Below are 24046 nucleotides of genomic sequence, written 5' to 3'. Positions count from 1 at the left end.
ACATCGATTCCAAAAAACGCATTTCACGTAGGCAGATGAATTTTATATTCCAAATTATTACGGTTATTATGAATTAAAAATTCCTGAGGAGCAAAAATGAATCTTGGTGCACTGGTTTCAGAAACACGCAATCCACAGACCATGGATTTAGATGCATTAACGACCATCGAGTTAGTTAACCGTTTTAACCAACAGGATACGCTGGTCGCAGAAGCAGTCAAAGCCACCTTGCCCGATGTGGCGAAAGCTGTGGATGCGGCAGCCGCTTCGCTCAAAGCGGGCGGGCGTATTATTTATATGGGAGCGGGAACCAGCGGGCGGCTTGGGGTGCTGGATGCGTCTGAATGCCCACCCACATTCGGTGTGCCACACGGGCTGGTGGTGGGGCTGATCGCAGGTGGTCCTGGTGCATTGCTTAAAGCTGTCGAAGGGGCAGAAGACAATGCGCAGTTGGGTGAAGATGACCTGGTGGCACTGAATCTTAGCGCAGAGGATCTGGTCGTTGGACTGGCTGCCTCAGGACGCACACCTTATGTTATTGGCGGACTGAAATTCGCTCGTCGTACGGGTTGCACCACCGTAGCCATCTCCTGCAACCCGGATTCCCCCATTGCCCATGAAGCGGATATCGCTATCTCTCCGGTAGTCGGTCCGGAAGCCTTGACCGGCTCCACCCGCCTGAAGTCAGGCACCGCGCAGAAACTGGTGCTGAATATGATCTCCACCGGCGCAATGGTTAAGTTTGGCAAGGTCTACCAGAACCTGATGGTCGACATGAAAGCGACCAACGTGAAGTTAGTGGATCGTGCCTGTCGCATGTTGATTGAAGCAACGGGCGCATCGCGCGAGCAGGCTGAAGTCGTGCTTAAGCAGACAGATTATGAGGTCAAACCGGCCATTCTGATGGTGCTGAGCGGCATGGATGCCGTAACGGCAAGGGCTAAACTCGATCTTCACCACGGTTTTTTACGCACAGCATTAGAAAACTAAAGGGGCAGTGATGGAAAAGACAGCGGCGCTCGCCAGCGGCATCCTTGCGGGTGTGGGTGGACACGGCAATATTCTGCGACTTGAAAACTGCATGACGCGTGTGCGTGTTGAGGTACACGACGAAAGCAAGATGGATCTCGCGCAAGTCAAACAGCTACCAGGCATCAGTGGCTACGTGAAGCAGGGGCAGCAGCACCAGTTTATTGTCGGCCCGGGAAAAGCCGCACAGGTGGTGAATGAGATGCAAGCGATCATGGCCGAAGGTGGCGTCAGACCGACCTTTGACGATGCTGAGCGCACCAAGGCGCAGGTGAAAGCCAAATACAAAGCGCCAATGAGCGATGCGCTGCGTCAGCTTGCCAATGTCTTTATTCCACTGATCCCGGCGTTTATCGCTTCGGGCTTGATTACCGGCATCATCAATATCCTGAAACGCCCGGATATTGTCGGCGATTTTGCAACCCAGTATCCCAATATGCTTGGGCTGCTGGGGATTTTTGGCAGTGCCGTCTTTGCCATCATGAACATCCTGGTCGGGGTCAATACAGCGAAGGTATTCGGCGGTTCCCAGGCGCTCGGTGGCGTGATGGCGGGGATTCTCTCCAGTCCTCAGCTTGCCCAAATCACACTCTTTGGTGAGGCCTTACAGCCCGGACGTGGTGGGGTGATTGCCGTGCTGTTGGTAGTGGTACTGATGTGCTGGATTGAAAAACGGCTGCGCCGCATATTACCCGGCTCCGTTGAACTGATCCTCAACCCGTTGTTGACGACGCTGATTGCCGGGACGGTCGCCATTGTCGCGCTGCAGCCGCTGGGCGGCATCATCTCCGAAGCCATTGCCCACGGTGCGACCTGGGCCATCGATCGCGGTGGCGTACTGGTGGGTGCGGTGCTGGCAGGCACGTTCCTGCCGTTGGTGTTAACGGGTCTGCATCAGGGGTTGGTGCCTATTCATGTTGAACTGGTGCAGGCTCACGGCTACAACGCATTACTGCCAATACTTGCCATGGCGGGCGTGGGTCAAGTGGGGGCTGCCATTGCTGTACTCATGAAAACCCGCAACGCCCGACTTAAGAAAGTGATCAAGGGGGCGCTGCCGGTTGGGCTGCTGGGCGTTGGGGAACCGTTGATTTTCGGTGTGACCTTGCCGCTGGGGAAACCTTTCCTCGGTGCTTGTCTGGGCGGTGCGGTCGGTGGTGCGCTTATCAGCTATGCAAAAGTGGCGACTGTGATTACCTTTGGCATCTCTGGTTTGCCGCTGGTCTTAACTATCGTTACCGGAAAAGTGATGCTCTATCTGTTAGGCTATCTTGTAGCGGTTATTGCCGGGTTCCTGTTTACCTGGCTGTTAGGTTTCAACGATCCCGAGGAGTAACATTTGGCTATCAGTGAGCGTCGCGTTGTTTTTTTCGATTTAGATGGCACGTTGCACCAGCAGGATATGTTCGGCACTTTTCTGCGCTATGTTCTGCGTCATCATCCGCTTAACGTCTTGCTGGTTCTGCCTGTCTTACCGGTTATCGGCATTGCACTGCTGGTTAAAGGACGCGCGGCGCGCTGGCCGATGAGCCTGCTGTTGTGGGCCTGCACCTTTGGTTATAGCGAAGCGCATATGAAGAAGCTGGAGCAGAAATTTGCCACCTGGTTCCGGGGGCAGGTGACGGCGTTTCCGGTGGTGCAGGAGAGGCTCACCAACTATCTTCTGGCCTCGGATGCGGATATCTGGCTGATTACCGGCTCGCCACAGCCGCTGGTGGAGCTGGTCTATTTTGATACGCCCTGGCTGCCACGTGTGAACATTATCGCCAGTCAGATTGGGCGACGCTATGGCGGCTGGGTGCTGACGATGCGTTGCCTGGGGCATGAGAAAGTGGCGCAACTGGAGCGTCAAATTGGCACTCCACTGCGTCTCTACAGCGGTTACAGCGACAGCAATCAGGATAACCCGTTGCTTTACTTCTGCCAGCATCGCTGGCGGGTCACACCGCACGGTAAACTCCAGCAACTGGAATGAGTGATGTGTAATACATAGCGGGTGTGTATAATGCGCCCCGCTTGTTAACTGGAGTACCTCCCTTGTCCAACCCCGAACTCAATCATGAATACTGGATGCGCCACGCCTTAACGCTGGCAAAACGCGCGTGGGACGAAGGCGAAGTGCCCGTTGGCGCCGTGTTGGTGCACAATAACCAGGTGATTGGAGAGGGCTGGAACCGACCCATTGGACGACACGATCCTACTGCCCACGCCGAGATCATGGCGCTGCGTCAGGGCGGTGTGGTTTTGCAAAATTATCGTCTGATCGATACCACTCTGTACGTGACCCTTGAGCCTTGTGTGATGTGCGCCGGCGCGATGGTGCATGGCCGTATCGGTCAACTGGTTTTCGGTGCGCGTGATGCCAAAACCGGTGCTGCAGGTTCGTTGATGGACGTACTGCATCATCCTGGGATGAATCACCGGGTGGAGATCATCGAAGGTGTGTTACGCGATGAATGCGCAGGGATGTTGAGTGATTTTTTCCGTCAACGCCGACTGGAAAAAAAGGCCCTGAAAAAAGGGCCTGAAGCGTTTATTTAACCTTTGAGGGTGCCTGAACTGTCAGTCTGTCCGGTACGATAAGCGGATTACGTGGGAAGGCATCACTGGGGTTTGGGTTGAATGCGCTGAAGGGCATCACCCCATAGGGTGCCCGCTTAAACTCTTCGGCATCGACAACCGGGTAACTCTGGGCCATTTTTAACGTCTTCGCAGCCTCTTTCTCTTTTTCGAGCAAATAGCCCACCAGGCTGATTTCATACTTACGGATATTTTCGACGTAGGCATAGGCTTCATGCCCGCGGGCATAGCCATAGGTCAGTTTGCTGTAATAAGGCTTCTGACTTAACAGCGGCAGGCGTTGTTTGACATCTGACCAACTGTCCGGGTTACCTTTGGTTTTGCTGGTCAGTGCTCTGGCATCCAGCATATGGGCATAGCCCATATTATAGGCGGCGAGGGCAAACCAGATTCGCTCCTCGGCTGGTACGGTTTCTGGCACTTTCGCCATCATATCCTGCAAGTAACGTGCACCACCGCTGATACTCTGTTCAGCATCGGTACGATCGCTTAAGCCTAAACTCTGGGCGGTATTCTTAGTGAGCATCATTAACCCACGCACGCCGGTGGGTGAGGTAGCCTGCGAATCCCAGTGCGACTCCTGATAAGAGATAGCGGCGAGTAGTCGCCAGTCAATCTCCTGTGCATATTTTGTGAACAACGGCTGGAGATCGGGCAGGACGCTGTCGACAGCACGGAGGAAGGTGCGGGTGTCCACGTAGTCAAAATCATCACCGTGACCGAGGTATTTCTCCTCCAGGCGTGCCAGGGTGCCATCTTCATTAATGTTGTTGTAGAAATCGAGCATCGCTGCTGAGAGCGTGTTATCGCTGTCCCGTGCCGTGAACCAGGTTACGGGTTGTTCGTCGCTAATATCGAGTGCAACGGCCAGTTCAGGGTGGACGCGCTGGAATAAGCTGATGGCGACGGAATCAGCGACGGTATAACTGAGTTTCCCGTCAACCACCTCTTCGAGCAGGTCGGTGGTACCCATTTTCTCATCTACTTTCCAGCTCAAATTCGGGAACTTCTTCTCTTTAAGTTCGCGAAGATCGTTGATGGCAACATGACCCGGTGCAATGGTGAGCTGGGTGTCATTGACGTCTGCCAGTGTGCGGGGACGATAACTTCCTACACGGTAAACCAGTTGCTGCGAAACCCAGTAGTAAACCGGACCAGGCTGATAATGGTGGATACGATCGCTGTTATAGACCAGGCCGGCGGCCAGCATATCGGCTCTGCCCGCATCCAGATCATCAAAAAGCTGACTAATATTCTGGCGAACAGTGACGTGAAGCTTCACGCCCAGATAGTTAGCAAACTGCTGTGCCAGCTCATAATCCAGGCCATAGGGTTTTTCGTCTACGCTTGCATAGGTTAAGGGCGACGCAATGGTACTGATGCGTAGTTCACCGCGCGCCTGAATAGCCGCGATACGGTTCTCTGCTTTACCGAACCAGGGGATGGAAGGCCATAGCGCTGCTGCCAGCAGCAGGGTGACAATGCCGATGAGCAGATAATTAATCTTAAATTTTTTCAATTAGTTAATTCTCTGCGTCGTACTGTTGCCCCAGCGAATAGCCGCCATGAATACAAGGGTGTTTATCGGTGATTGAGCGGCATTTTGCGCAACAAAACGCCAGTTGGCAACTAATTAGCGAAACCGCTACGGTTTGCTGCCAAATGGCATACATGATTTTATTTCGACGCAAACGGTTTCGTCACCGCTCAGGATTCTCTATAATGACGCCCGTTTTCCCCCTGATTCACACTTAAAGCTTCGAAGACGAGAGACTAATGATGGAAATTCTGCGTGGTTCGCCTGCCCTGTCCGCATTTCGTATCAACAAACTGCTGGCGCGTTTTCAGGCAGCCCAGCTCCCGGTGAGCAACATTTACGCTGAGTATGTCCATTTCGCCGACGTGAACGATCGGTTGAACGACGAAGAACTGACCCGGCTGCAACGACTTCTGAAATATGGCCCGGTGCTGAGCAGTCACACCCCGTCCGGTAAATTGCTCCTCGTTACACCTCGCCCTGGTACTATCTCTCCCTGGTCTTCAAAAGCAACGGATATCGCCCACAACTGCGATCTGGCCAAAATCAATCGCCTTGAGCGCGGTGTGGCGTACTACGTTGAAGCCTCCACGTTGACCGAAGCCCAGTGGGCGAGCGTGGCTGCTGAACTGCATGACCGCATGATGGAAACCGTGTTCACCGCAGAAGCGGATGCCGCACTGCTGTTTGAACATCATCAGCCTGCGCCGGTGCAAAGTGTGGATCTGCTGGGTGAAGGTCGTCAGGCACTGATCGACGCTAACGTGCGTCTGGGCCTGGCGCTGGCGGAAGACGAAATTGATTACCTCCAGGAGGCGTTTACCCGTCTTGGTCGTAATCCTAACGATATCGAGCTGTACATGTTCGCGCAGGCTAACTCCGAACATTGCCGCCACAAAATTTTTAACGCCGACTGGGTCATCGACGGCGAACAGCAGCCAAAATCGTTGTTCAAGATGATCAAAAACACCTTCGAGAAAACCCCGGACTACGTGCTGTCTGCTTATAAAGACAACGCCGCGGTTATGGAAGGTTCTGACGTCGGGCGTTTCTTTGCTGACCACGAGAATGGCCGTTACGACTTCCACCAGGAAGCGGCACACATTCTGATGAAAGTAGAAACCCACAACCACCCGACGGCGATTTCCCCGTGGCCAGGTGCGGCAACCGGTTCCGGCGGTGAAATCCGTGACGAAGGTGCAACCGGTCGCGGCGCAAAACCAAAAGCGGGTCTGGTGGGCTTCTCTGTTTCTAACCTGCGTATCCCTGGCTTTGAACAGCCGTGGGAAGAGGACTTCGGTAAGCCTGAGCGTATTGTCACTGCGCTGGATATCATGACCGATGGCCCGCTGGGTGGTGCAGCGTTCAACAACGAATTCGGTCGTCCGGCTCTGACCGGTTATTTCCGTACCTACGAAGAGAAAGTAAACAGCCACAACGGTGAAGAGCTGCGCGGTTATCACAAGCCAATCATGCTGGCAGGCGGCATCGGTAACATCCGCGCTGACCACGTGCAGAAAGGTGAAATTACCGTCGGCGCGAAACTGATTGTGCTGGGTGGACCGGCGATGAACATCGGTCTGGGCGGTGGCGCGGCTTCCTCCATGGCCTCTGGTCAGTCTGACGCCGACCTGGATTTTGCCTCCGTTCAGCGTGACAACCCGGAAATGGAACGCCGTTGCCAGGAAGTGATTGACCGCTGCTGGCAGCTGGGCGATGCCAACCCGATCCAGTTTATCCATGACGTGGGCGCGGGTGGTTTGTCGAACGCCATGCCGGAACTGGTGAGCGACGGTGGACGCGGCGGTAAATTCCAGCTGCGTGACATCCTCAGCGACGAGCCGGGTATGAGCCCACTGGAAATCTGGTGTAACGAATCCCAGGAACGCTATGTCCTGTCGGTAGCCGCTGACCAGCTTCCGTTGTTTGATGAGCTTTGCCGCCGCGAACGCGCACCGTACGCGGTGATTGGTGAAGCCGTCGCAGAACAACACCTGACGATGAGCGATAGCCACTTCGACAACCAGCCAATCGATCTGCCGCTGGATGTGCTGCTGGGCAAAACCCCGAAAATGACCCGTGACGTGCAGACGCGCAAAGCGGCCGGGGAAGCCATCGATTCACGTGATATTTCCATTGCTGACGCGGTAAATCGCGTACTGCATCTGCCTGCTGTTGCTGAGAAAACCTTCCTGGTGACCATTGGCGACCGTACCGTCACCGGTATGGTGTCGCGCGATCAGATGGTCGGTCCGTGGCAGGTGCCTGTGGCCAACTGCGCAGTGACCACTGCCAGCCTGGACAGCTACTACGGTGAAGCAATGTCCATCGGCGAACGTGCTCCGGTAGCACTGCTGGACTTTGCTGCATCCGCGCGTCTGGCGGTTGGTGAGTCCCTGACCAACATGGCGGCGACGCAAATCGGTGAACTCAACCGCGTTAAGCTCTCGGCAAACTGGATGTCCGCAGCCGGTCACTCGGGTGAAGATGCCGGTCTGTACGAAGCGGTGAAAGCGGTCGGTGAAGAACTTTGCCCGGCACTGGGTCTGACTATTCCGGTCGGGAAAGACTCGATGTCGATGAAAACCCGCTGGCAGGAAGGTAACGAGCAGCGCGAGATGACCTCTCCGCTGTCGCTGGTGATCACCGCCTTTGGCCGTGTGGAAGATGTGCGCCGCACCGTGACCCCGCAGCTTTCTACCGAAGACAACGCCCTGCTGTTGATTGACCTCGGTAAAGGTCATAACGCGCTGGGTGCAACCGCACTGGCGCAGGTTTATCGTCAACTGGGTGATAAAACTGCCGATGTGCGTGACGTTCAGCAACTGAAAGGGTTCTGGAACGCCATGCAGGCGCTGGTGGCGGAAGGTAAATTGCTGGCCTGGCACGACCGTTCTGACGGCGGCCTGCTGGTGACCCTCGCCGAAATGGCGTTTGCCGGTCACTGTGGCGTGACTGTGGATATCGCTGCGCTCGGTCAGGATCATCTGGCAGCTCTGTTCAATGAAGAATTGGGTGGTGTGATTCAGGTTCGTGCCGCAGATCGCGACGCGGTTGAAGCGCTGCTGGCAGCAAACGGTCTGGCCGACTGCGTACATTATCTGGGTCAGGCAACGGCGAGCGACCGTTTTGTTATAGAAGCAGCCGGTCAGGCGGTATTCAGCGAAAGCCGTACCACCCTGCGTATGTGGTGGGCAGAGACCACCTGGCAGATGCAGCGCCTGCGTGATAACCCGGAATGTGCCGACCAGGAACACGAGGCGAAAGCCAACGATACCGATCCGGGCCTGAACGTGAAGCTCTCCTTCGATATCAACGAAGACATCGCGGCACCGTATATCGCGACCGGCGCGCGCCCGAAAGTGGCAGTGCTGCGTGAGCAGGGCGTTAACTCCCATGTGGAGATGGCCGCAGCATTCTATCGTGCGGGCTTTGACGCTATTGACGTCCACATGAGTGACCTGCTGGCAGGACGCACTGGTCTGGAAGATTTCCAGGCGCTGGTGGCCTGCGGTGGCTTCTCTTACGGTGACGTGCTGGGCGCGGGTGAAGGTTGGGCGAAATCGATTCTGTTCAACAACCGCGTGCGTGATGAGTTCGAAACCTTCTTCCACCGTCCGCAGACCCTGGCGCTGGGCGTGTGTAACGGTTGCCAGATGATGTCGAACCTGCGTGAGCTGGTGCCGGGCAGCGAACTGTGGCCGCGCTTTGTGCGTAACCACTCTGACCGCTTCGAAGCACGTTTCAGCCTGGTCGAAGTGACTCAGAGCCCGTCGCTGCTGCTGCAGGGCATGGTTGGTTCACAAATGCCTATCGCGGTTTCCCACGGTGAAGGCCGCGTGGAAGTGCGTGATGCGGCACACCTGGCACAGCTTGAGAGCAAAGGCCTGGTGGCGCTGCGCTTCGTTGATAACTTCGGCAAAGTGACGCAAACCTACCCGGCTAACCCGAACGGTTCACCAAACGGTATTACGGCGGTGACCAACGAAAGCGGTCGCGTGACCCTGATGATGCCGCACCCGGAACGTGTATTCCGCACGGTCTCTAACTCCTGGCACCCGGAAAACTGGGGCGAGGACAGCCCGTGGATGCGTATCTTCCGTAACGCCCGTAAGCAACTGGGCTAATTTAATTACCCAACAGTATAAAGCTCTCCATCTGGGGAGCTTTTTTTATTTGTGACGCCCCGCATGCCGGTGTGTCGGGGAATTGCGACAAATCAGGCATTATAGTGTCTCCAAATGGAGACACTTAACTTATTGATTTATATGATTATTGTTATGGTGAGCAAAGGGTGTTGCTAATCAGCGACAGTTAGCCTGGAAATCATTCACCCGCTATACATCACGGTTTATTGGTTAAATGCCTGAATATCATTGCTTTAATAAATAATTTTGCGTTTTGGCACGGCTGTTGCATAATATTAAGCAGTGGCTCATTCACCCTCTTATGTCAGCCCCTTCGGGACGCGCTACATAAACTTCGAATGATGCACTTAAGGTGCCTGCCGTCCAACTGCTGATAAAAGTTCGCTTTTTCAGACCCCGGGCGAAACGTCGAGTTAGGCACCGCCTAATTTCATAACAAAGCCGGGTTTATACCCGGCTTTGTTGTTTCTGACTTCCCCGCAGCGCGTTACTCAGCTAGCATCCTGTTAACCTGTTTTTACGAGAGTAGTGCGGTGAAACGCTGGCCCATTTTCCCCCGATCCCTGCGTCAGGTCGTCATGATGGCGTTCCTGTTAATTCTGTTACCCTTGCTGGTGCTGGCGTGGCAAGCCTGGCAAAGTCTTAATGCCCTGAGCGCTCAGGCTGCATTGACCAATCGCACCACCCTGATTGATGCCCGCCGCAGTGAAGCCATGACCAGCACCGCGCTGGAGATGGAACGCAGCTACCGCCAGTACTGTGTCCTCGACGATCACACCTTACAGCGCGTCTATCAAAGCCAGCTCAAACGTTACAATGAAATGCTCGATGCCCATGCGGGTGTCCTTCCGGATGACAAACTCTACCAGGCGTTGCGCCAGGACCTGAGTGAGCTTGCCCAGCTCCAGTGCAAAAACAGCAGCCCGGCGCCTGAGGCGTCAGCGAGCCTGGAGGCTTTTGCTGCGGCCAATACCGAGATGGTGCAATCCACCCGCCAGGTGGTCTTCTCCCGTGGGCAGCAGTTACAGCAGGATATTGCCGAACGCGGGCAATTCTTCGGCTGGCAGGCGCTGGTGCTCTTTATGGTCAGTCTGGCAATGGTGTTGCTGTTTACTCGCATGATTATCGGCCCCGTTAAAGGCATTGAGCGAATGATCAACCGGCTTGGTGAGGGGCGTTCACTTGGTCACACGGTTATCTTTAAAGGGCCACGCGAACTTCGCTATGTGGGTGAGCGTATTATCTGGCTCAGCGAACGTCTCTCATGGCTGGAATCCCAGCGCCATCAATTCTTGCGTCATCTCTCTCACGAATTAAAAACGCCGCTTGCCAGTATGCGAGAGGGCACCGAACTGTTGGCTGACCAGGTTGTTGGGCCGCTCACGCCGGAACAAAAAGAGGTGGTGGAGATCCTCGATGACAGCAGCCGTAATCTGCAAAAGCTGATTGAGCAGCTTCTTGATTACAACCGCAAACTGGCGGACAGCGTCGTCGAACTCGAACCGGTAGAGATTGAGCCGCTGCTGGAGATGGTCATCTCCGCTCACAGTTTGCCCGCGCGAGCTAAAATGATGCATACCGAGGTGACCCTGGATGCAACCAGCTGCATTGCCGAACCGATGCTGCTGATGAGCGTGCTGGATAATCTTTATTCGAACGCGGTGCACTATGGTGCTGAATCCGGTAACATTTATATCCACAGTTACCTTGCCAGCTCGCGACTGCGCATTGAGGTGTCAAACACCGGGACGCCAATCCCGGAAGCGGAACGCGGCATGATTTTCGAACCCTTCTTTCAGGGTAGCCATCAACGAAAAGGGGCGGTGAAGGGCAGTGGGCTGGGCTTGAGTATTGCCAGAGACTGCATTCGTCGCATGCAGGGTGAGTTGCATCTGGTGACCGTCAGTCACGCAGATGTCTGTTTTCGCATTGAGTTACCGCTTAATGCGCCGGAAAAATCCATTAAATGAAGCGAAATCAGGTAAGTATGTCGCACGTTTTATCCCGCGTGACTGGCGCGGTGTTGTTGCCTAAAAAAATGCTTCGCGCAGTATCCTGCCTGTTGCTGGCAGGTTGTGTCTCACAGGCGCCTGAACATGCCGTTCGGGAACAGCTGGAAGAGCAGGTGCCGGAACATCAGTTAGCCGATTTTTTAGTGACCGACTGCGACGACATCTGGGCGCTCTCGGGTCAGGTTTTTGATACTAACCCTCTGTTCTGGATGCGCAGCATGGACTGTGCCAGTCGTCTGGCCCCAGCGGCCGCCCGGGCTGAAGCCCGCATGCATGCAGATGACACCTGGCAGGATGCATTCAAACGAGGCATCCTGCTGTCGAGTGCCAAAATTACGCCGGTAGAGCGCCGCGAGAATGCCGCTCGTCTGGATGTGCTCAGCCCGCAGATCCCTGCACCTGTCCGCCCGCTTTTCCAGCTCTGGCGTGATGGCGAGTTGATGCAGGTGCAGTTGTCTGAAGAACGCGGTCGTTACGCGAAGCTTCAGCAATCGACAGACACCGAGCTGGACTCACTGCGCCAGCAGCAGCAGTTCTTACGTGAGCAACTGGAAACGACGACGCGCAAACTGGAAAATCTGACCGACATTGAACGCAGGCTTTCCACTCGTAAACCGGGTGGCAACGATCTGCCGGACAGTGCGCGCCCGGCAAGGACCGACGTTAAACCCGAGGAAGCCAAACCATGACCAGCCGAAAACCTGCCCATCTCTTGTTGGTGGACGACGATCCGGGCCTGTTAAAGCTGCTTGGGCTGCGCCTGACCAGCGAGGGTTACAGCATTGTCACCGCCGAAAGTGGTCAGGAAGGGTTGCGGATCCTGGCACGTGAGAAGGTCGATCTGGTGATAAGCGATCTGCGCATGGATGAGATGGACGGGATGCAGTTGTTCGCGGAGATCCAACGCGTTCAGCCCGGTATGCCGGTTATTATCCTGACGGCGCACGGCTCTATTCCCGATGCGGTCGCCGCCACGCAGCAAGGCGTATTCAGTTTCCTGACCAAGCCGGTCGACAAAGATGCGCTGTATAAGGCCATAGATGACGCACTGGAGCACACGGCTCCGGTTTCTGACGATCAATGGCGTGAAACCATTATTACCCGCAGCCCGATTATGTTGCGTTTGCTGGAACAAGCGCGAATGGTGGCACAGTCTGACGTCAGCGTGCTGATTAACGGCCAGAGCGGCACCGGTAAAGAGATCCTTGCCCAGGCGATTCATAACGCCAGCCCGCGCAGTAAAAATGCCTTTATTGCTATTAACTGCGGCGCGCTGCCGGAGCAGTTACTTGAGTCCGAATTGTTCGGCCATGCGCGTGGTGCCTTTACCGGCGCAGTCAGCAGTCGTGAAGGGCTCTTCCAGGCGGCGGAAGGCGGCACGTTGTTCCTCGATGAAATCGGCGATATGCCCAACCCGCTGCAGGTGAAATTACTGCGCGTCCTGCAGGAGCGCAAAGTGCGTCCGCTGGGCAGCAATCGTGATATCGACATTAACGTGCGTATCATCTCCGCAACCCACCGCGACCTTCCCAAAGCGATGGCCCGTGGGGAGTTTCGTGAAGATCTCTTTTACCGCCTCAACGTGGTGAATCTGAAGATCCCGGCACTGGCCGAACGTGCGGAAGATATCCCCCTGCTGGCGAACCATCTTTTGCGCCAGTCGGCTGACAGGCACAAGCCGTTTGTACGCGCCTTTTCGACCGATGCCTTAAAACGCCTGATGACCGCAGGCTGGCCCGGCAACGTGCGCCAGTTAGTGAACGTTATTGAGCAGTGCGTGGCGCTCACCTCGTCACCGGTCATCAGCGATGCGCTGGTGGAGCAAGCGCTGGAAGGCGAAAACACCGCCCTGCCGACCTTTGTGGAAGCGCGAAATCAGTTTGAACTCAACTACCTGCGCAAGCTGCTGCAAATCACCAAAGGCAACGTCACGCATGCGGCGAGAATGGCGGGGCGAAACCGCACGGAATTTTACAAATTACTGTCACGTCATGAACTGGATGCCAACGACTTTAAAGAGTAATGGCCCAGGGGATATGATAGTGTGAGCAACCGATTACGAAGACGAAAACTGGCAAGCGTGTAAAAGGACCCACCATGAAAAAGATTGATGCGATTATTAAACCTTTCAAACTGGATGACGTGCGCGAAGCGCTGGCCGAAGTCGGCATCACCGGGATGACGGTAACTGAAGTGAAGGGTTTTGGTCGTCAGAAAGGCCACACTGAGCTTTATCGTGGCGCGGAATACATGGTGGATTTTCTGCCGAAAGTGAAAATTGAAATCGTGGTGACCGACGATATCGTCGATACCTGTGTGGATACCATTATCCGCACTGCGCAGACCGGTAAAATTGGTGACGGTAAGATTTTCGTCTTTGATGTCGCACGCGTGGTACGTATCCGTACCGGCGAAGAAGATGACGCGGCCATCTGATTTATTGCCCCTCGCCCGCAAGGTGAGGGGCATCCTACCTTACAGCACTTTGTGCGGACCAAAACATTCGTAATGAATGTTCTCAGCGTTAATCCCCAGACCGACTAACTGCTTCGCGGCGAACTGCATAAACGGCACCGGGCCGCAGAGATAAAACTGCATTGCCGGGCTGCTGAATGCACCCTCCAACTGACTCAAATCCATCAATCCCTGGCTATTAAACTGCGTATCCATTTCTGCCGGTTCGCGATACCACACGTGGGACGTAAACTGCGCCAGCGCTGCACCCAGTGCGGTGACTTCGTCAGCAAACGCATGCACTGCGCCATTCTCTGCCGCGTGGAACCAGTTCACCTGCGCCTGATGTTTTGCCTGTGCAAGGGTGTCGAGCATCGCCAGCATTGGCGTCTGACCCACACCGGCGGAAATCAGCGTAACGGGTGTGGTGGCTTGCACATTGAGGAAGAAATCACCCGCCGGGGCGGCGAGGTGCACAATATCCCCTTCGCGGGCATGCTGATGCAGCCAGGTTGAAACCTGCCCGCCGTCTTCACGTTTTACCGCGATACGATAGCTCTCGCCGTTAGCGGCACGGGTCAGTGAGTACTGGCGAATTTCCTGATACGCGAAGGCTTCGGGTTTCAGCCAGATACCGAGATACTGCCCGGCCTGGTAATCCGCAACCTTGCCACCGTCTACCGGGGCGAATTCAAAGCTGGTGATAAGCGCACTCTGCGGCTTTTTTGCCACCAGACGAAACGCACGGGTGCCTTCCCAGCCGCCTGTTTTCTCTGCGTGCTCTTGATACAGCTGCGCTTCGCGTTGAACAAACACGCCTGCCAGCACGCCATACGCTTTCCCCCAGGCTTCCAGCACCTCATTGCCTGGACTGAACATCTCATCCAGGGTTGCCAGCAGGTGTTGCCCCACAATGTTGTACTGCTCGGGTTTTATCTGGAAGCTGGTGTGCTTCTGGGCAATTTTTTCCACCGCAGGCAGCAGGGCGGCGAGGTTATCCAGGTTACTGGCGTAGGCGGCGATAGCGTTGAACAGCGCTTCACGTTGATCGCCGTTACGCTGATTGCTCATATTAAAAATATCTTTGAGCTCCGGGTTATGCGTAAACATCCGATCATAAAAATGGGCGGTCAGTTTCGGACCTGTTTCCAGCAGCAGGGGAATGGTGGCTTTCACGGTGGCGATGGTTTGGGCGTCGAGCATAATTGCTTCCTTATCATTTTCTAAAACATGCATTTAAAATGCATCTTATAAAATGAACCTGCCCCTTGTAAAGAAAAGGTTATCAATATCCCCGCCCGGTGAACGTGAATATCTTGCATCACAAAGGTGAAAAGAATTCCGTTGCAAAGGTAAAGTCTATTGTCTCTCAAACCCTTGTATTACGGGTAGCCAATCGTTTGCGTAAAAACCTTTGTCAAGACCTGTTATCGAGATTTGATTCAGTTATACTGTGGGCCGTTCCCCAAAACGGGCCTCAATTTAGAGCTGTTTTATTGTTAGCTGAGCAGGAGAAGCGGATGTTAAAGCGTGAAATGAACATTGCCGATTATGATGCCGATTTATGGCAGGCTATGGAGCAAGAAAAAGTACGTCAGGAAGAACACATTGAACTGATCGCCTCCGAAAACTACACCAGCCCGCGTGTAATGCAGGCTCAGGGTTCTCAGCTGACTAACAAATATGCCGAAGGTTACCCAGGCAAGCGTTACTACGGCGGTTGTGAATACGTTGACGTGGTTGAGCAACTGGCTATCGATCGTGCAAAAGCACTGTTTGGTGCTGATTACGCGAACGTGCAGCCGCACTCCGGCTCACAGGCTAACTTCGCGGTCTACACTGCGCTGCTGCAACCGGGCGATACCGTTCTGGGTATGAACCTGGCGCAAGGCGGCCACCTGACTCACGGTTCCCCGGTAAACTTCTCCGGCAAACTGTACAACATCATCCCTTACGGCATTGATGAGTCCGGTAAAATTGACTACGAAGACATGGCTAAGCAAGCCAAAGAGCACAAACCGAAAATGATCATCGGTGGCTTCTCTGCTTACTCTGGCGTGGTTGACTGGGCAAAAATGCGCGAAATCGCAGACAGCATCGGTGCATACCTGTTCGTTGACATGGCGCACGTTGCCGGTCTGATTGCGGCAGACGTTTACCCGAACCCGGTTCCACATGCTCACGTTGTGACCACCACAACGCACAAAACCCTGGCGGGTCCACGCGGTGGTCTGATCCTCGCGAAGGGCGGCGACGAAGAGCTGTATAAAAAGCTGAACTCCGCTGTGTTCCCAAGCGCGCAGGGCGGCCCGCTGATGCACGTGATCGCGGCAAAAGCCGTGGCGCTGAAAGAAGCGATGGAGCCAGAGTTCAAAGTCTACCAGCAGCAGGTAGCTAAAAACGCGAAAGCGATGGTGGAAGTGTTCCTGAACCGTGGCTACAAAGTGGTTTCCGGCGGTACTGAAAACCACCTGTTCCTGCTGGATCTGGTTGATAAGAACCTGACCGGTAAAGAAGCTGACGCAGCGCTGGGTCGTGCCAACATCACCGTTAACAAAAACAGCGTACCGAACGATCCTAAGAGCCCGTTCGTCACGTCCGGTATCCGTATCGGTTCCCCGGCGGTAACCCGTCGCGGCTTCAAAGAAGCTGAAGTGAAAGAGCTGGCAGGCTGGATGTGTGACGTGCTTGATAACATCAGCGATGAAGCTGTTATCGAAAGCGTCAAAGCGAAAGTGCTGGCTATCTGTGCCCGCTTCCCGGTTTACGCGTAAGCGATAGTCGTGATGAAATTGAAAAGCCCGCTTATCTAGCGGGCTTTTTTTATAACGTTTGCTGCGGAATGTCCCTTTTTCTCAGCAAGAAAGGCAGGAAGAACAGCACGTAGGGTGCGATAAACCAGAGCAGGCACAGGGCACGGGAGTAGCCGCAGTACCGTATGCAGCGGGCATTGCTCGAAGCGACGGGGAGGATAAAAAAGCAAAAGATAATTAACGAGTAGTCGCTTGTGTAAGGTATCCACAAGTAGAACGCAAACCAGCACAGCTGAAATGACAGGATATACAGATACTCAAGCTTAGTATCCCTGCCGTAGCAGTCGAAGGCTTTTACGTACCCCATTTTCAATGTTTGCAGGTAATGTTTTAGCATGAAAGAGACATAAAACGGCTGAACCGTTGTGGTGGATAACATTCACTATAGGACAGAGTTATCCCCCGATTCCACTACCAACATATGACTGTAAGCTGAACATTCTGCGTTTTCAGGAATGTCCTAAAAACTTATCTCAGCGCGGCATACCCATGAATGCCCATGTAAATTCCCACCAACACAATCAACACGCTTGAGAAATAGGGGGCGCGTCGTGCAAGGGTATTAAAGCCGGACCAGCGTTTTGCCGCCTGCTGCACGCTGACTGCCGCACCGACACCCACGGCAACCAGCGTCAATGCCAGACCAATGCTAAAGCAGACCACCATGGTCGCCCCCAGCGTCAGTGCTTTAAGCTGAATACAGATCAGCAACACCGTGATGGCTGCCGGGCAGGGGATCAGTCCCCCCGTCAGGCCAAACAGCAGAATCTGCCCGTTGGTGACTTCGGTGCCGGTAAAACGCCGTTCAATGTCCCGCGCGTGTGCTTTCTCGTGGGCATCCTGATACTCCTCTTCTTTGCTGAGCTTACGCAGTTTGAGGATCTTCGGCTGCTGGCTAACCACGGTTTTTACCGGCTGCAATACCAGCCCTTGCGGTTGGGAATGGGAGTGATGAGCGTGACCATGGTGTGAACCGTGATGATGGCCAGCCTGCCACTGGCGTTCACCCTGCCAGGTGCGCCAGAACATCCAGGCTGCGGTACCGAGGATGATCAGCGCAGAGATCATCTGCAGCCAGGGCTCAACGGATTCGGCGGTGAACTGGCGGCTGATGTACATCCCACCCAGTGCTATCAGCCAGACGATTGCCGTGTGGGAAAGAGTGGCGGCCAGGCCGAGCATTACCGCCTGCTTTACCGTGCCCTTAATGGCAATGATAAAGGCCGCCATCATGGTCTTCGAATGGCCCGGTTCCAGTCCGTGCAGCGCACCGAGCAGAATCGCACTCGGGATGAAAAACCAGGCATTTCCTTGCTGAAAGAGTGTTGCAAAATCAGTCATGAGAATAATTCTCGCTATTTTTTATCTTTTTTCAATCTACTCCCCCCCAGTAAAAAATACTACCCCCCAGTAGAATTAAACTCCCCCCCAGTTGAACTATGATATTCTGACGTTCACTCAGCATCCGTGAAATGAGGTCAGCATGTCACATACCGTCCGGGATAAACGAAAGCTCAAAGCACGTGCCAGCAAGATTGAAGGACAGGTGGGGGCGCTGAAAAAGATGCTGGATGAACCGCATGAGTGTGCTCAGGTCTTACAACAGATTGCCGCCATTCGTGGCGCGGTAAACGGTCTGATGCGCGAGGTGATCAAAGGTCACCTGACCGATCACATCGTGCACGAAAGCGATGAAGTGAAGCGCGAGGAAGATCTCGAAGTGGTGCTCAGCGTGTTGGACTCTTACATCCGTTAGTGCATTTCATTGAGCAGCGCCTCGACGTATAAATAGCCAATTCCCATAATTTGCTGCGCACGACTGAGACGGCCCATCTCAATCTGCGTGGCTTTGATACGTGGATTGCCCCCCTGATCGAACGGGTTCAACCCGGTCTGCTGCACAAGGGTATTCAACCAACTTTCCCCAAACGCGCAACTGCGGCCATAAAGCCATATCTGGTTGATATTCAAAATATTCAGGAAGTTATACAAACTCAGGCCAATGGCGCTGGCGGCATTTTCCACCCACGCCGTAATGCGCGGATCGCCTGCCTGCCATGCGGCAATCAACTGGGTGGTGGTGAGAGTATCAGGATCCAGCATCGGCGCAGGCTGCGATTTCAGCCAGATCCGCGCCTGCTTTTTCAGCGCGCTTAATGAGGCAACGGTTTCAAGGCAGCCATAGCGCCCGCAATCGCATGCCACGCCGTCCGGGTTGATGATGGTGTGACCAATCTGCCCGCTGCCGTAGAGCGTTCCGCGGTAAATTCGTTCGTTGATGACGAAGGAAGAGCCAATCCCGTAATCGACGTTGATGACACAGAAATCCCGCGACTGGCCATGATTCTGCCACTTCTCCGCTAGCGCCAGCATCACACAGTCGTTATCTACCAGAACGCGTACACCCAGCTTCTCCTCCAGCAGATATTTCAGCTCAATCGGTTCACTCCACGGGGCCTGCGGCATATTTTGCGACACGCCGGTGACTGGATCGACCTGCCCATGAATCCCCAGCGCCAGGTTGAGCGTACGCCCCGGCCAGGCTTTGCGGTAGCGATGCCAGCACTGCTCGATCGCAGTTAACAGTGCCTGCGGGTGGGGGGCATTCAACGTGTGACGTTCGTACTCTCCCTTCGGACTCATGCAGGCATTGGCGAGCTGGCATTCGATGCTGGTTGGGGTGATGTTCATGCACAGCGTCCAGTCACCTTCCGGCGCAATCAGCCAGGTCCCACTGCTGTGACCGCGGGTGGGTTTCTCATCCATCACATTCAACACGCGGTGCTCTACCGCCAGCTCCTCAAGAATATTGCTGATAGCGGGAATAGAGAGCTGCGCCAGCTTTGCCAGCGTGGATTTGGTCGCGCGCTTTTCTCGGTAAAGGTGCTCAAGCACCACGCATTTATTGATACGGCGAATCTGTTGGTTGTTAATGCAGACGCTCATCTTTACTAAACCTTGTTTAGTGTATTGCGTGATTATTATGCGAAAACGCCTTGTCTTAGTCTGTCAGACTGCCCACAAATCCACATTTTAGTATGTCTTGTTAATTAAGAGGGCAATATGGAACCCGTAAAAGTCTGGCGTGAAACCGTCTTAATCCCTACTTACGAAACCGGTCCGCAGGACGTTCACCCCATGTTTCTTGAAAACCGCGTTTATCAAGGGTCAACGGGGGCGGTCTACCCCTACGGCGTGACCGATACGCTGAGCGACAGCAAAACAGACAAAGCGTGGCAGGCTGTCTGGCTGGAAAATGACTATCTGAAAATCATGATCCTCCCGGAGTTGGGCGGGCGCGTGCAGAAGGCATTTGATAAGGTCAGGCAGCGTGACTTTGTCTATCACAATGAGGTGATCAAACCGGCGCTGGTCGGTCTGCTCGGCCCCTGGATCTCGGGGGGAATTGAGTTTAACTGGCCGCAGCACCATCGTCCGACCACCTATATGCCCGTAGATTGCACGTTCGAAGAGCATGACGATGGCAGCAAGACGGTGTGGGTCGGCGAAACTGAGCCGATGCACGGACTACAGGTGATGACCGGCTTCACCCTGCGCCCAAATCGCGCTGCGCTGGAAATTGGCAGCCGCGTTTACAACGCTAACGCCACGCCGCGCCACTTTTTGTGGTGGGCAAACCCGGCGGTGAAAGGGGGCGATGACCATCAAAGCGTTTTCCCACCTGATGTGACTGCGGTGTTTGACCACGGCAAACGTGCGGTGTCCGCTTTCCCCATCGCTACCGGAACCTATTACAAAGTTGATTACTCGGCGGGAGTTGATATTTCCCGTTACAAGAACGTGCCGGTCCCGACCTCGTATATGGCAGAGAAATCAGCCTACGATTTCGTCGGCGCCTGGTCGCACGATGAAAACGGCGGGTTGCTGCACGTCGCCGATCATCACATCGCACCTGGCAAGAAACAGTGGAGCTGGGGGCATAGCGAATTTGGCCAGGCCTGGGATCGTAGCCTTACCGATAACAACGGCCCCTACATTGAGCTGATGACCGGGATATTTGCCGATAACCAGCCTGATTTCACCTGGCTTGATGCGTATGAAGAGAAGCGCTTTGTGCAGTATTTCCTGCCGTATCACACGCTGGGGAGGGTACAGAACGCCTCCCGGGATGCGGTGTTAAAACTGCAACGCAACGAAAATGGCGTGGAGTGGGGGCTGTATGCCATTGCTTCACTGGAAGGATACCGTTTAACGCTCACCGGGGCAGGCAATCTGAAGTCGCTGCTGGACGAAAGCGTAAATCTGGCACCGTGCTCGGTGCTACAGGGCGAGCTTGACGTTGCTCTCCCTGCGCGACTGACGCTTACGCTGACGGATGCGAATGGCATCGTCGTTCTGGCGTATGAAGAGCACCAGCCTGGTGAGTTGCCTCTGCCGGAGGTAGCGACCGCCCCTGACGCTGCACAAAACATTACCTCTGCCGATGAAGCCTGGTTTATTGGTCAACATCTGGAGCAGTACAACCACGCCAGCCGTTCGGCATTTGATTATTACACCCGTGGCGTGGCGATCGATCCGCTTGATTATCGCTGCAACCTGGCACTGGCAACCCTCGAATATAACCGCGCTGACTATCCTCGCGCCGTCGAATATGCGACTCAGGCACTGGCGCGTGCGCACCGGCTGAACAAGAATCCTCAGTGCGGGCAGGCCAGTTTTATGCGTGCCAGCGCCTTTGAGCGCCAGCAGAATTTCCTGGAGGCAAAAGAGGATTTCTGGCGGGCGACCTGGAGTGGTAACAGCAAAGCGGCGGGCTTTTATGGACTGGCGCGTCTGGCGGCCCGTGAACAACGCTACGCCGAGGGTATTGAGTTTTGCCGCCAGAGCTTACGAGCCTGCCCGACTAATCAGGACGTTTTGTGCCTGCAGGTACGCCTGCTGCAGTTAAGCGGTAATCCAAATAAGGCGAAGGCAAATTTACAGACGCTGCGTCATGACTACCCGCTGAACCCAACGGTGTGGTGGCTGCAATGGCAGAGCGAAGGCAGTGATGAGGCGCTGAACGCTTGGCGCGACCTCTGTGGCGGGCGCGATATCAATGCGTTGACTACGGCCGGGCAACTGCTGAGCTGGGGCATGAAAACAGAAGCCATCAATGTCCTGAACGAACTGGCTTGTGAGCGTACCTTACCACTGTTGCTACAGGCGAGCCTGCTCCCTGAGGCCGACCGTGCGCCGTTGATTGCCCGGGCTATTAACGTCTTCCCGCACTTTGTCCGCTTCCCCAATACGCTGGATGAAGTGGATGCGTTAAATGCGATCCCGGAGAGTGCTTTTGCCCGTCATTTGCTGGCCTGTTTCCACTACAGCAAACGCAACGATGAAAAAGCCGTGGCGCTCTGGCAGCAGTGCGTGGCGATGGACGACAGCGTGGCTGATGCCTGGCGTGGTCTCGCCATTTACGCATGGAACAAGCAGCAGGATGAAACGCTCGCTGCCCGTTATCTCGACGCTGCCTGCCGTTTATTACCCGACGATGCACGTTTGCTGTTTGAACGTGATTTGCTGGCAAAACTCACGGGGGCCACGCCGCAAAGTCGACTCACACGGCTGGAGTCCAACCTGCCATGTGCGCTTAAACGTGATGACATGACGGCGGAGTTGCTCAATCTCTGGCACTTGTGCGGTCAAACGGAGAAGGCCACCGACGTGCTGGTAAGCCGTAAATTCCACCCCTGGGAAGGTGGCGAAGGGAAAGTCACCAGCCAGTTTATTCTCAACCAGCTATTGCAGGCGTGGCAGGCCATTGAGGCCCATCAACCTGCACGCGCAGAAATGCTGCTGATTGCCGCTTTGCGTTACCCGGAAAACCTCAGTGAGGGGCGTCTGCCAGGGCAAACTGACAACGACATCTGGTTCTGGCTTGGGGTCTGTGCCCGACTGCAACGAGATGAGGCGCAGGCGCAGATTGCCTGGCAGAAAGCGACCCAGGGCGATCGCACACTCAACGTTCATAGCTACTACAACGACCAACCTGCGGATTATCTCTTCTGGCAGGGGATGGCACTGCGCATGCTGGGCGACAACGCTGCTGCGGACGCGCTGTTTACCAACATGGCGCAGTGGGCAGCCAATATGGCCCACGCCCCGGTGGAAGCGGATTTCTTTGCCGTTTCGCAGCCGGATCTGCTCTCGCTGTACGGCTCCTTGCAGCAACAGCATCAGGAGAAGTGCCTGTACATCCAGGCCCTGGCGGCAGCGGGCATGGGGGATGAGCATCAATGGAACCAGGCCAGCGCGGCACTGGCAAAACTTAACCCGGCCTGGCCGAAAGCGGCGCTCTTTGAGCGAGTTATGCCTTACGTGCTGCATCTTATTCACTAAATCCTGTTTACTGAAATCTGAGAGCGGCCTGACCGCCACTCTCAGGTAAATGTATAAAATATTTAAAAATTTAAGGTAACACCACGCGTCTTACCGCGCGTAAACACAACAAAACGAAGACCCTACAAGGAGACAATTATGTCCCGCAAATTAAAAGCGTCGCTTTTGGCGCTGACCCTGTTCCCGCTCCTCACCACTGCTTTTACTGCTCATGCGGCACCGAAAGAGATGACCATTGGTGCTATCTATCTTGATACACAAGGCTACTACGCCGGGGTGCGCCAGGGCGTGCAGGATGCGGCTAAAGCCTCCGAAGTGAAGGTGCAGTTGATTGAAACCAATGCCCAGGGCGATATCTCGAAAGAGAGCTCGTTTATCGACACCCTGGTGGCGCGCAACGTGGACGCCATCATTCTCTCCGCCGTTTCGGAAAACGGCAGCAGTCGTACCATTCGCCGCGCCAGCGAAGCGGGTATTCCGGTGCTTTGTTACAACACCTGTATTAGCCAGAAAGGGGTCGATAAGTACGTTTCTGCCTGGCTGGTGGGTGATCCGATGGAGTTCGGACGCAAATTAGGCGAGGCCGCAGCGGAGTACTTTGTCGCCAAAAACATCACTGAGCCGAAAATTGCGGTCATCAACTGTGAAGCCTATGAAGTCTGCGTGCAGCGCCGCAAAGGCTTCGAAGAGGCGTTTAAAGCGAAAGTGCCGGGGATGAAAATCGTCGCTAACCAGGAAGGGACGGTGCTCGATAAAGCCATCTCCGTGGGTGAGAAGTTGATTATCTCAACGCCGGATATCGACGCCATTATGGGCGAGTCGGGTGGGGCAACGCTCGGCGCGGTGAAAGCGGTACGCAACCAGAACCAGGCCGGAAAAATTGCGGTGTTTGGTTCTGACATGACCACCGAAATTGCGCAGGAGTTGCAAAACAATCAGGTGCTTAAAGCCGTTGTTGATATCTCCGGCAAGAAAATGGGCGATGCGGTCTTTGCCCAGACAATGAACGTTATTAACAAAACGCCGCCGAAAGAGAAGGTGATTCAGGTGCCTATCGATCTCTATACCCAGGCGGATGACGGCAAGCAGTGGCTGGCGACTCACGTGGACGGCTTACCCTGACAGAGG

Annotated in this window: 17 protein-coding genes; 13 read left to right on the top strand and 4 right to left on the bottom strand. The window is 54.8% G+C overall.

The genetic code is table 11. From position 1 onward, the window contains the following. Positions 1–96: 96 nt before the first annotated feature. The 4 genes from murQ to tadA are packed head-to-tail and all read left to right on the top strand — an operon-like array spanning position 97 to position 3570. Positions 97–990, top strand: coding sequence for an N-acetylmuramic acid 6-phosphate etherase (gene murQ, locus AC5JPW_RS20205; RefSeq protein ID WP_494242885.1), 894 nt, complete (start codon positions 97–99; stop codon positions 988–990). A 10-nt stretch (positions 991–1000) separates the two neighbouring features. Next, positions 1001–2365, top strand: coding sequence for a PTS transporter subunit EIIC (locus tag AC5JPW_RS20200; RefSeq protein WP_494242884.1), 1365 nt, complete (start codon positions 1001–1003; stop codon positions 2363–2365). A gap of 3 nt (positions 2366–2368) precedes the next feature. Next, a complete protein-coding gene (gene yfhb / locus AC5JPW_RS20195; protein ID WP_494242883.1) occupies positions 2369–3004 on the top strand; it encodes a phosphatidylglycerophosphatase C in 636 nt (211 codons plus the stop codon). Positions 3005–3027: 23 nt separating this feature from the next. Next, positions 3028–3570: a tRNA adenosine(34) deaminase TadA gene (tadA, locus tag AC5JPW_RS20190; protein WP_494242882.1), complete on the top strand. Its 543-nt coding sequence runs from the start codon at positions 3028–3030 to the stop codon at positions 3568–3570. Here tadA and mltF read toward each other — a convergent pair. Beyond that, positions 3563–5128, bottom strand: a complete 1566-nt coding sequence (mltF, locus tag AC5JPW_RS20185) for a membrane-bound lytic murein transglycosylase MltF (RefSeq protein WP_494242881.1) — start codon at positions 5126–5128, stop codon at positions 3563–3565. The two genes, tadA and mltF, sit on opposite strands and share 8 nt — an antisense overlap. 257 nt (positions 5129–5385) lie before the next feature. On the opposite strand from mltF, the gene purL reads away from it, so the two are divergent. The 5 genes from purL to glnB all read left to right on the top strand — a co-directional run bounded on the left by purL (position 5386) and on the right by glnB (position 13742). Continuing rightward, entirely contained in the window at positions 5386–9273 is a 3888-nt protein-coding gene (gene purL / locus AC5JPW_RS20180; protein WP_494242880.1) for a phosphoribosylformylglycinamidine synthase, read from the top strand. A 554-nt stretch (positions 9274–9827) separates the two neighbouring features. Next, entirely contained in the window at positions 9828–11264 is a 1437-nt protein-coding gene (gene qseE, locus AC5JPW_RS20175; RefSeq protein ID WP_494242879.1) for a two component system sensor histidine kinase QseE/GlrK, read from the top strand. After that, a complete protein-coding gene (gene qseG / locus AC5JPW_RS20170) occupies positions 11261–11995 on the top strand; it encodes a two-component system QseEF-associated lipoprotein QseG (RefSeq protein WP_494242878.1) in 735 nt (244 codons plus the stop codon). The genes qseE and qseG overlap by 4 nt, the downstream gene beginning before the upstream one ends. Then, entirely contained in the window at positions 11992–13329 is a 1338-nt protein-coding gene (glrR, locus tag AC5JPW_RS20165; RefSeq protein ID WP_494242877.1) for a two-component system response regulator GlrR, read from the top strand. The genes qseG and glrR overlap by 4 nt, the downstream gene beginning before the upstream one ends. A 74-nt stretch (positions 13330–13403) precedes the next feature. After that, positions 13404–13742: a nitrogen regulatory protein P-II gene (gene glnB / locus AC5JPW_RS20160; protein WP_002438074.1), complete on the top strand. Its 339-nt coding sequence runs from the start codon at positions 13404–13406 to the stop codon at positions 13740–13742. A gap of 39 nt (positions 13743–13781) precedes the next feature. Here glnB and hmpA read toward each other — a convergent pair whose 3' ends face one another. Continuing rightward, positions 13782–14963, bottom strand: a complete 1182-nt coding sequence (gene hmpA, locus AC5JPW_RS20155; RefSeq protein WP_494242876.1) for an NO-inducible flavohemoprotein — start codon at positions 14961–14963, stop codon at positions 13782–13784. 317 nt (positions 14964–15280) lie between these two features. On the opposite strand from hmpA, the gene glyA reads away from it, so the two are divergent. Further along, positions 15281–16534 carry a serine hydroxymethyltransferase gene (gene glyA / locus AC5JPW_RS20150; protein WP_494242875.1) on the top strand — a complete coding sequence of 418 codons (1254 nt, stop codon included), beginning with the start codon at positions 15281–15283 and terminating at the stop codon, positions 16532–16534. 507 nt (positions 16535–17041) lie between these two features. On the opposite strand, the gene AC5JPW_RS20145 is transcribed toward glyA, so the two are convergent. Continuing rightward, positions 17042–17914 (bottom strand): nickel/cobalt efflux protein RcnA, encoded by an 873-nt coding sequence (locus AC5JPW_RS20145; protein ID WP_494242874.1) that lies wholly within the window; start codon positions 17912–17914, stop codon positions 17042–17044. 142 nt (positions 17915–18056) lie between these two features. Between AC5JPW_RS20145 and rcnR the strand changes: the two genes are divergently transcribed. Further along, on the top strand, positions 18057–18329 hold the full coding sequence (rcnR, locus tag AC5JPW_RS20140; protein WP_494242873.1) for a Ni(II)/Co(II)-binding transcriptional repressor RcnR: 273 nt from the start codon (positions 18057–18059) through the stop codon (positions 18327–18329). Here the strand turns inward: rcnR and AC5JPW_RS20135 are convergent. After that, entirely contained in the window at positions 18326–19519 is a 1194-nt protein-coding gene (locus AC5JPW_RS20135; protein ID WP_494242872.1) for an ROK family protein, read from the bottom strand. The genes rcnR and AC5JPW_RS20135 overlap by 4 nt on opposite strands. 117 nt (positions 19520–19636) lie before the next feature. Here AC5JPW_RS20135 and AC5JPW_RS20130 point away from each other — a divergent pair, with 117 nt between their 5' ends. Continuing rightward, positions 19637–22918 carry a DUF5107 domain-containing protein gene (locus AC5JPW_RS20130; RefSeq protein ID WP_494242871.1) on the top strand — a complete coding sequence of 1094 codons (3282 nt, stop codon included), beginning with the start codon at positions 19637–19639 and terminating at the stop codon, positions 22916–22918. A gap of 138 nt (positions 22919–23056) precedes the next feature. Further along, positions 23057–24040, top strand: a complete 984-nt coding sequence (locus AC5JPW_RS20125) for a substrate-binding domain-containing protein (protein WP_494242870.1) — start codon at positions 23057–23059, stop codon at positions 24038–24040. The last annotated feature ends 6 nt before the right edge of the window (positions 24041–24046 follow it).

The sequence above is a fragment of the Phytobacter sp. genome, assembly GCF_059074235.1.
This window is presented reverse-complemented; position numbering and strand designations above follow the sequence as displayed.

Bases quoted from the DNA above. Each gene is read 5' to 3' on its own strand.
- AC5JPW_RS20130 (WP_494242871.1), top strand. From the start codon at position 19,637: ATGGAACCCGTAAAAGTCTGGCGTGAAACCGTCTTAATCCCTACTTAC.
- murQ (WP_494242885.1), top strand. From the start codon at position 97: ATGAATCTTGGTGCACTGGTTTCAGAAACACGCAATCCACAGACCATG.
- glrR (WP_494242877.1), top strand. From the start codon at position 11,992: ATGACCAGCCGAAAACCTGCCCATCTCTTGTTGGTGGACGACGATCCG.
- AC5JPW_RS20135 (WP_494242872.1), bottom strand. From the start codon at position 19,519: ATGAGCGTCTGCATTAACAACCAACAGATTCGCCGTATCAATAAATGC.
- AC5JPW_RS20200 (WP_494242884.1), top strand. From the start codon at position 1,001: ATGGAAAAGACAGCGGCGCTCGCCAGCGGCATCCTTGCGGGTGTGGGT.
- purL (WP_494242880.1), top strand. From the start codon at position 5,386: ATGATGGAAATTCTGCGTGGTTCGCCTGCCCTGTCCGCATTTCGTATC.
- hmpA (WP_494242876.1), bottom strand. From the start codon at position 14,963: ATGCTCGACGCCCAAACCATCGCCACCGTGAAAGCCACCATTCCCCTG.
- glyA (WP_494242875.1), top strand. From the start codon at position 15,281: ATGTTAAAGCGTGAAATGAACATTGCCGATTATGATGCCGATTTATGG.
- qseG (WP_494242878.1), top strand. From the start codon at position 11,261: ATGAAGCGAAATCAGGTAAGTATGTCGCACGTTTTATCCCGCGTGACT.
- AC5JPW_RS20145 (WP_494242874.1), bottom strand. From the start codon at position 17,914: ATGACTGATTTTGCAACACTCTTTCAGCAAGGAAATGCCTGGTTTTTC.
- rcnR (WP_494242873.1), top strand. From the start codon at position 18,057: ATGTCACATACCGTCCGGGATAAACGAAAGCTCAAAGCACGTGCCAGC.
- AC5JPW_RS20125 (WP_494242870.1), top strand. From the start codon at position 23,057: ATGTCCCGCAAATTAAAAGCGTCGCTTTTGGCGCTGACCCTGTTCCCG.
- glnB (WP_002438074.1), top strand. From the start codon at position 13,404: ATGAAAAAGATTGATGCGATTATTAAACCTTTCAAACTGGATGACGTG.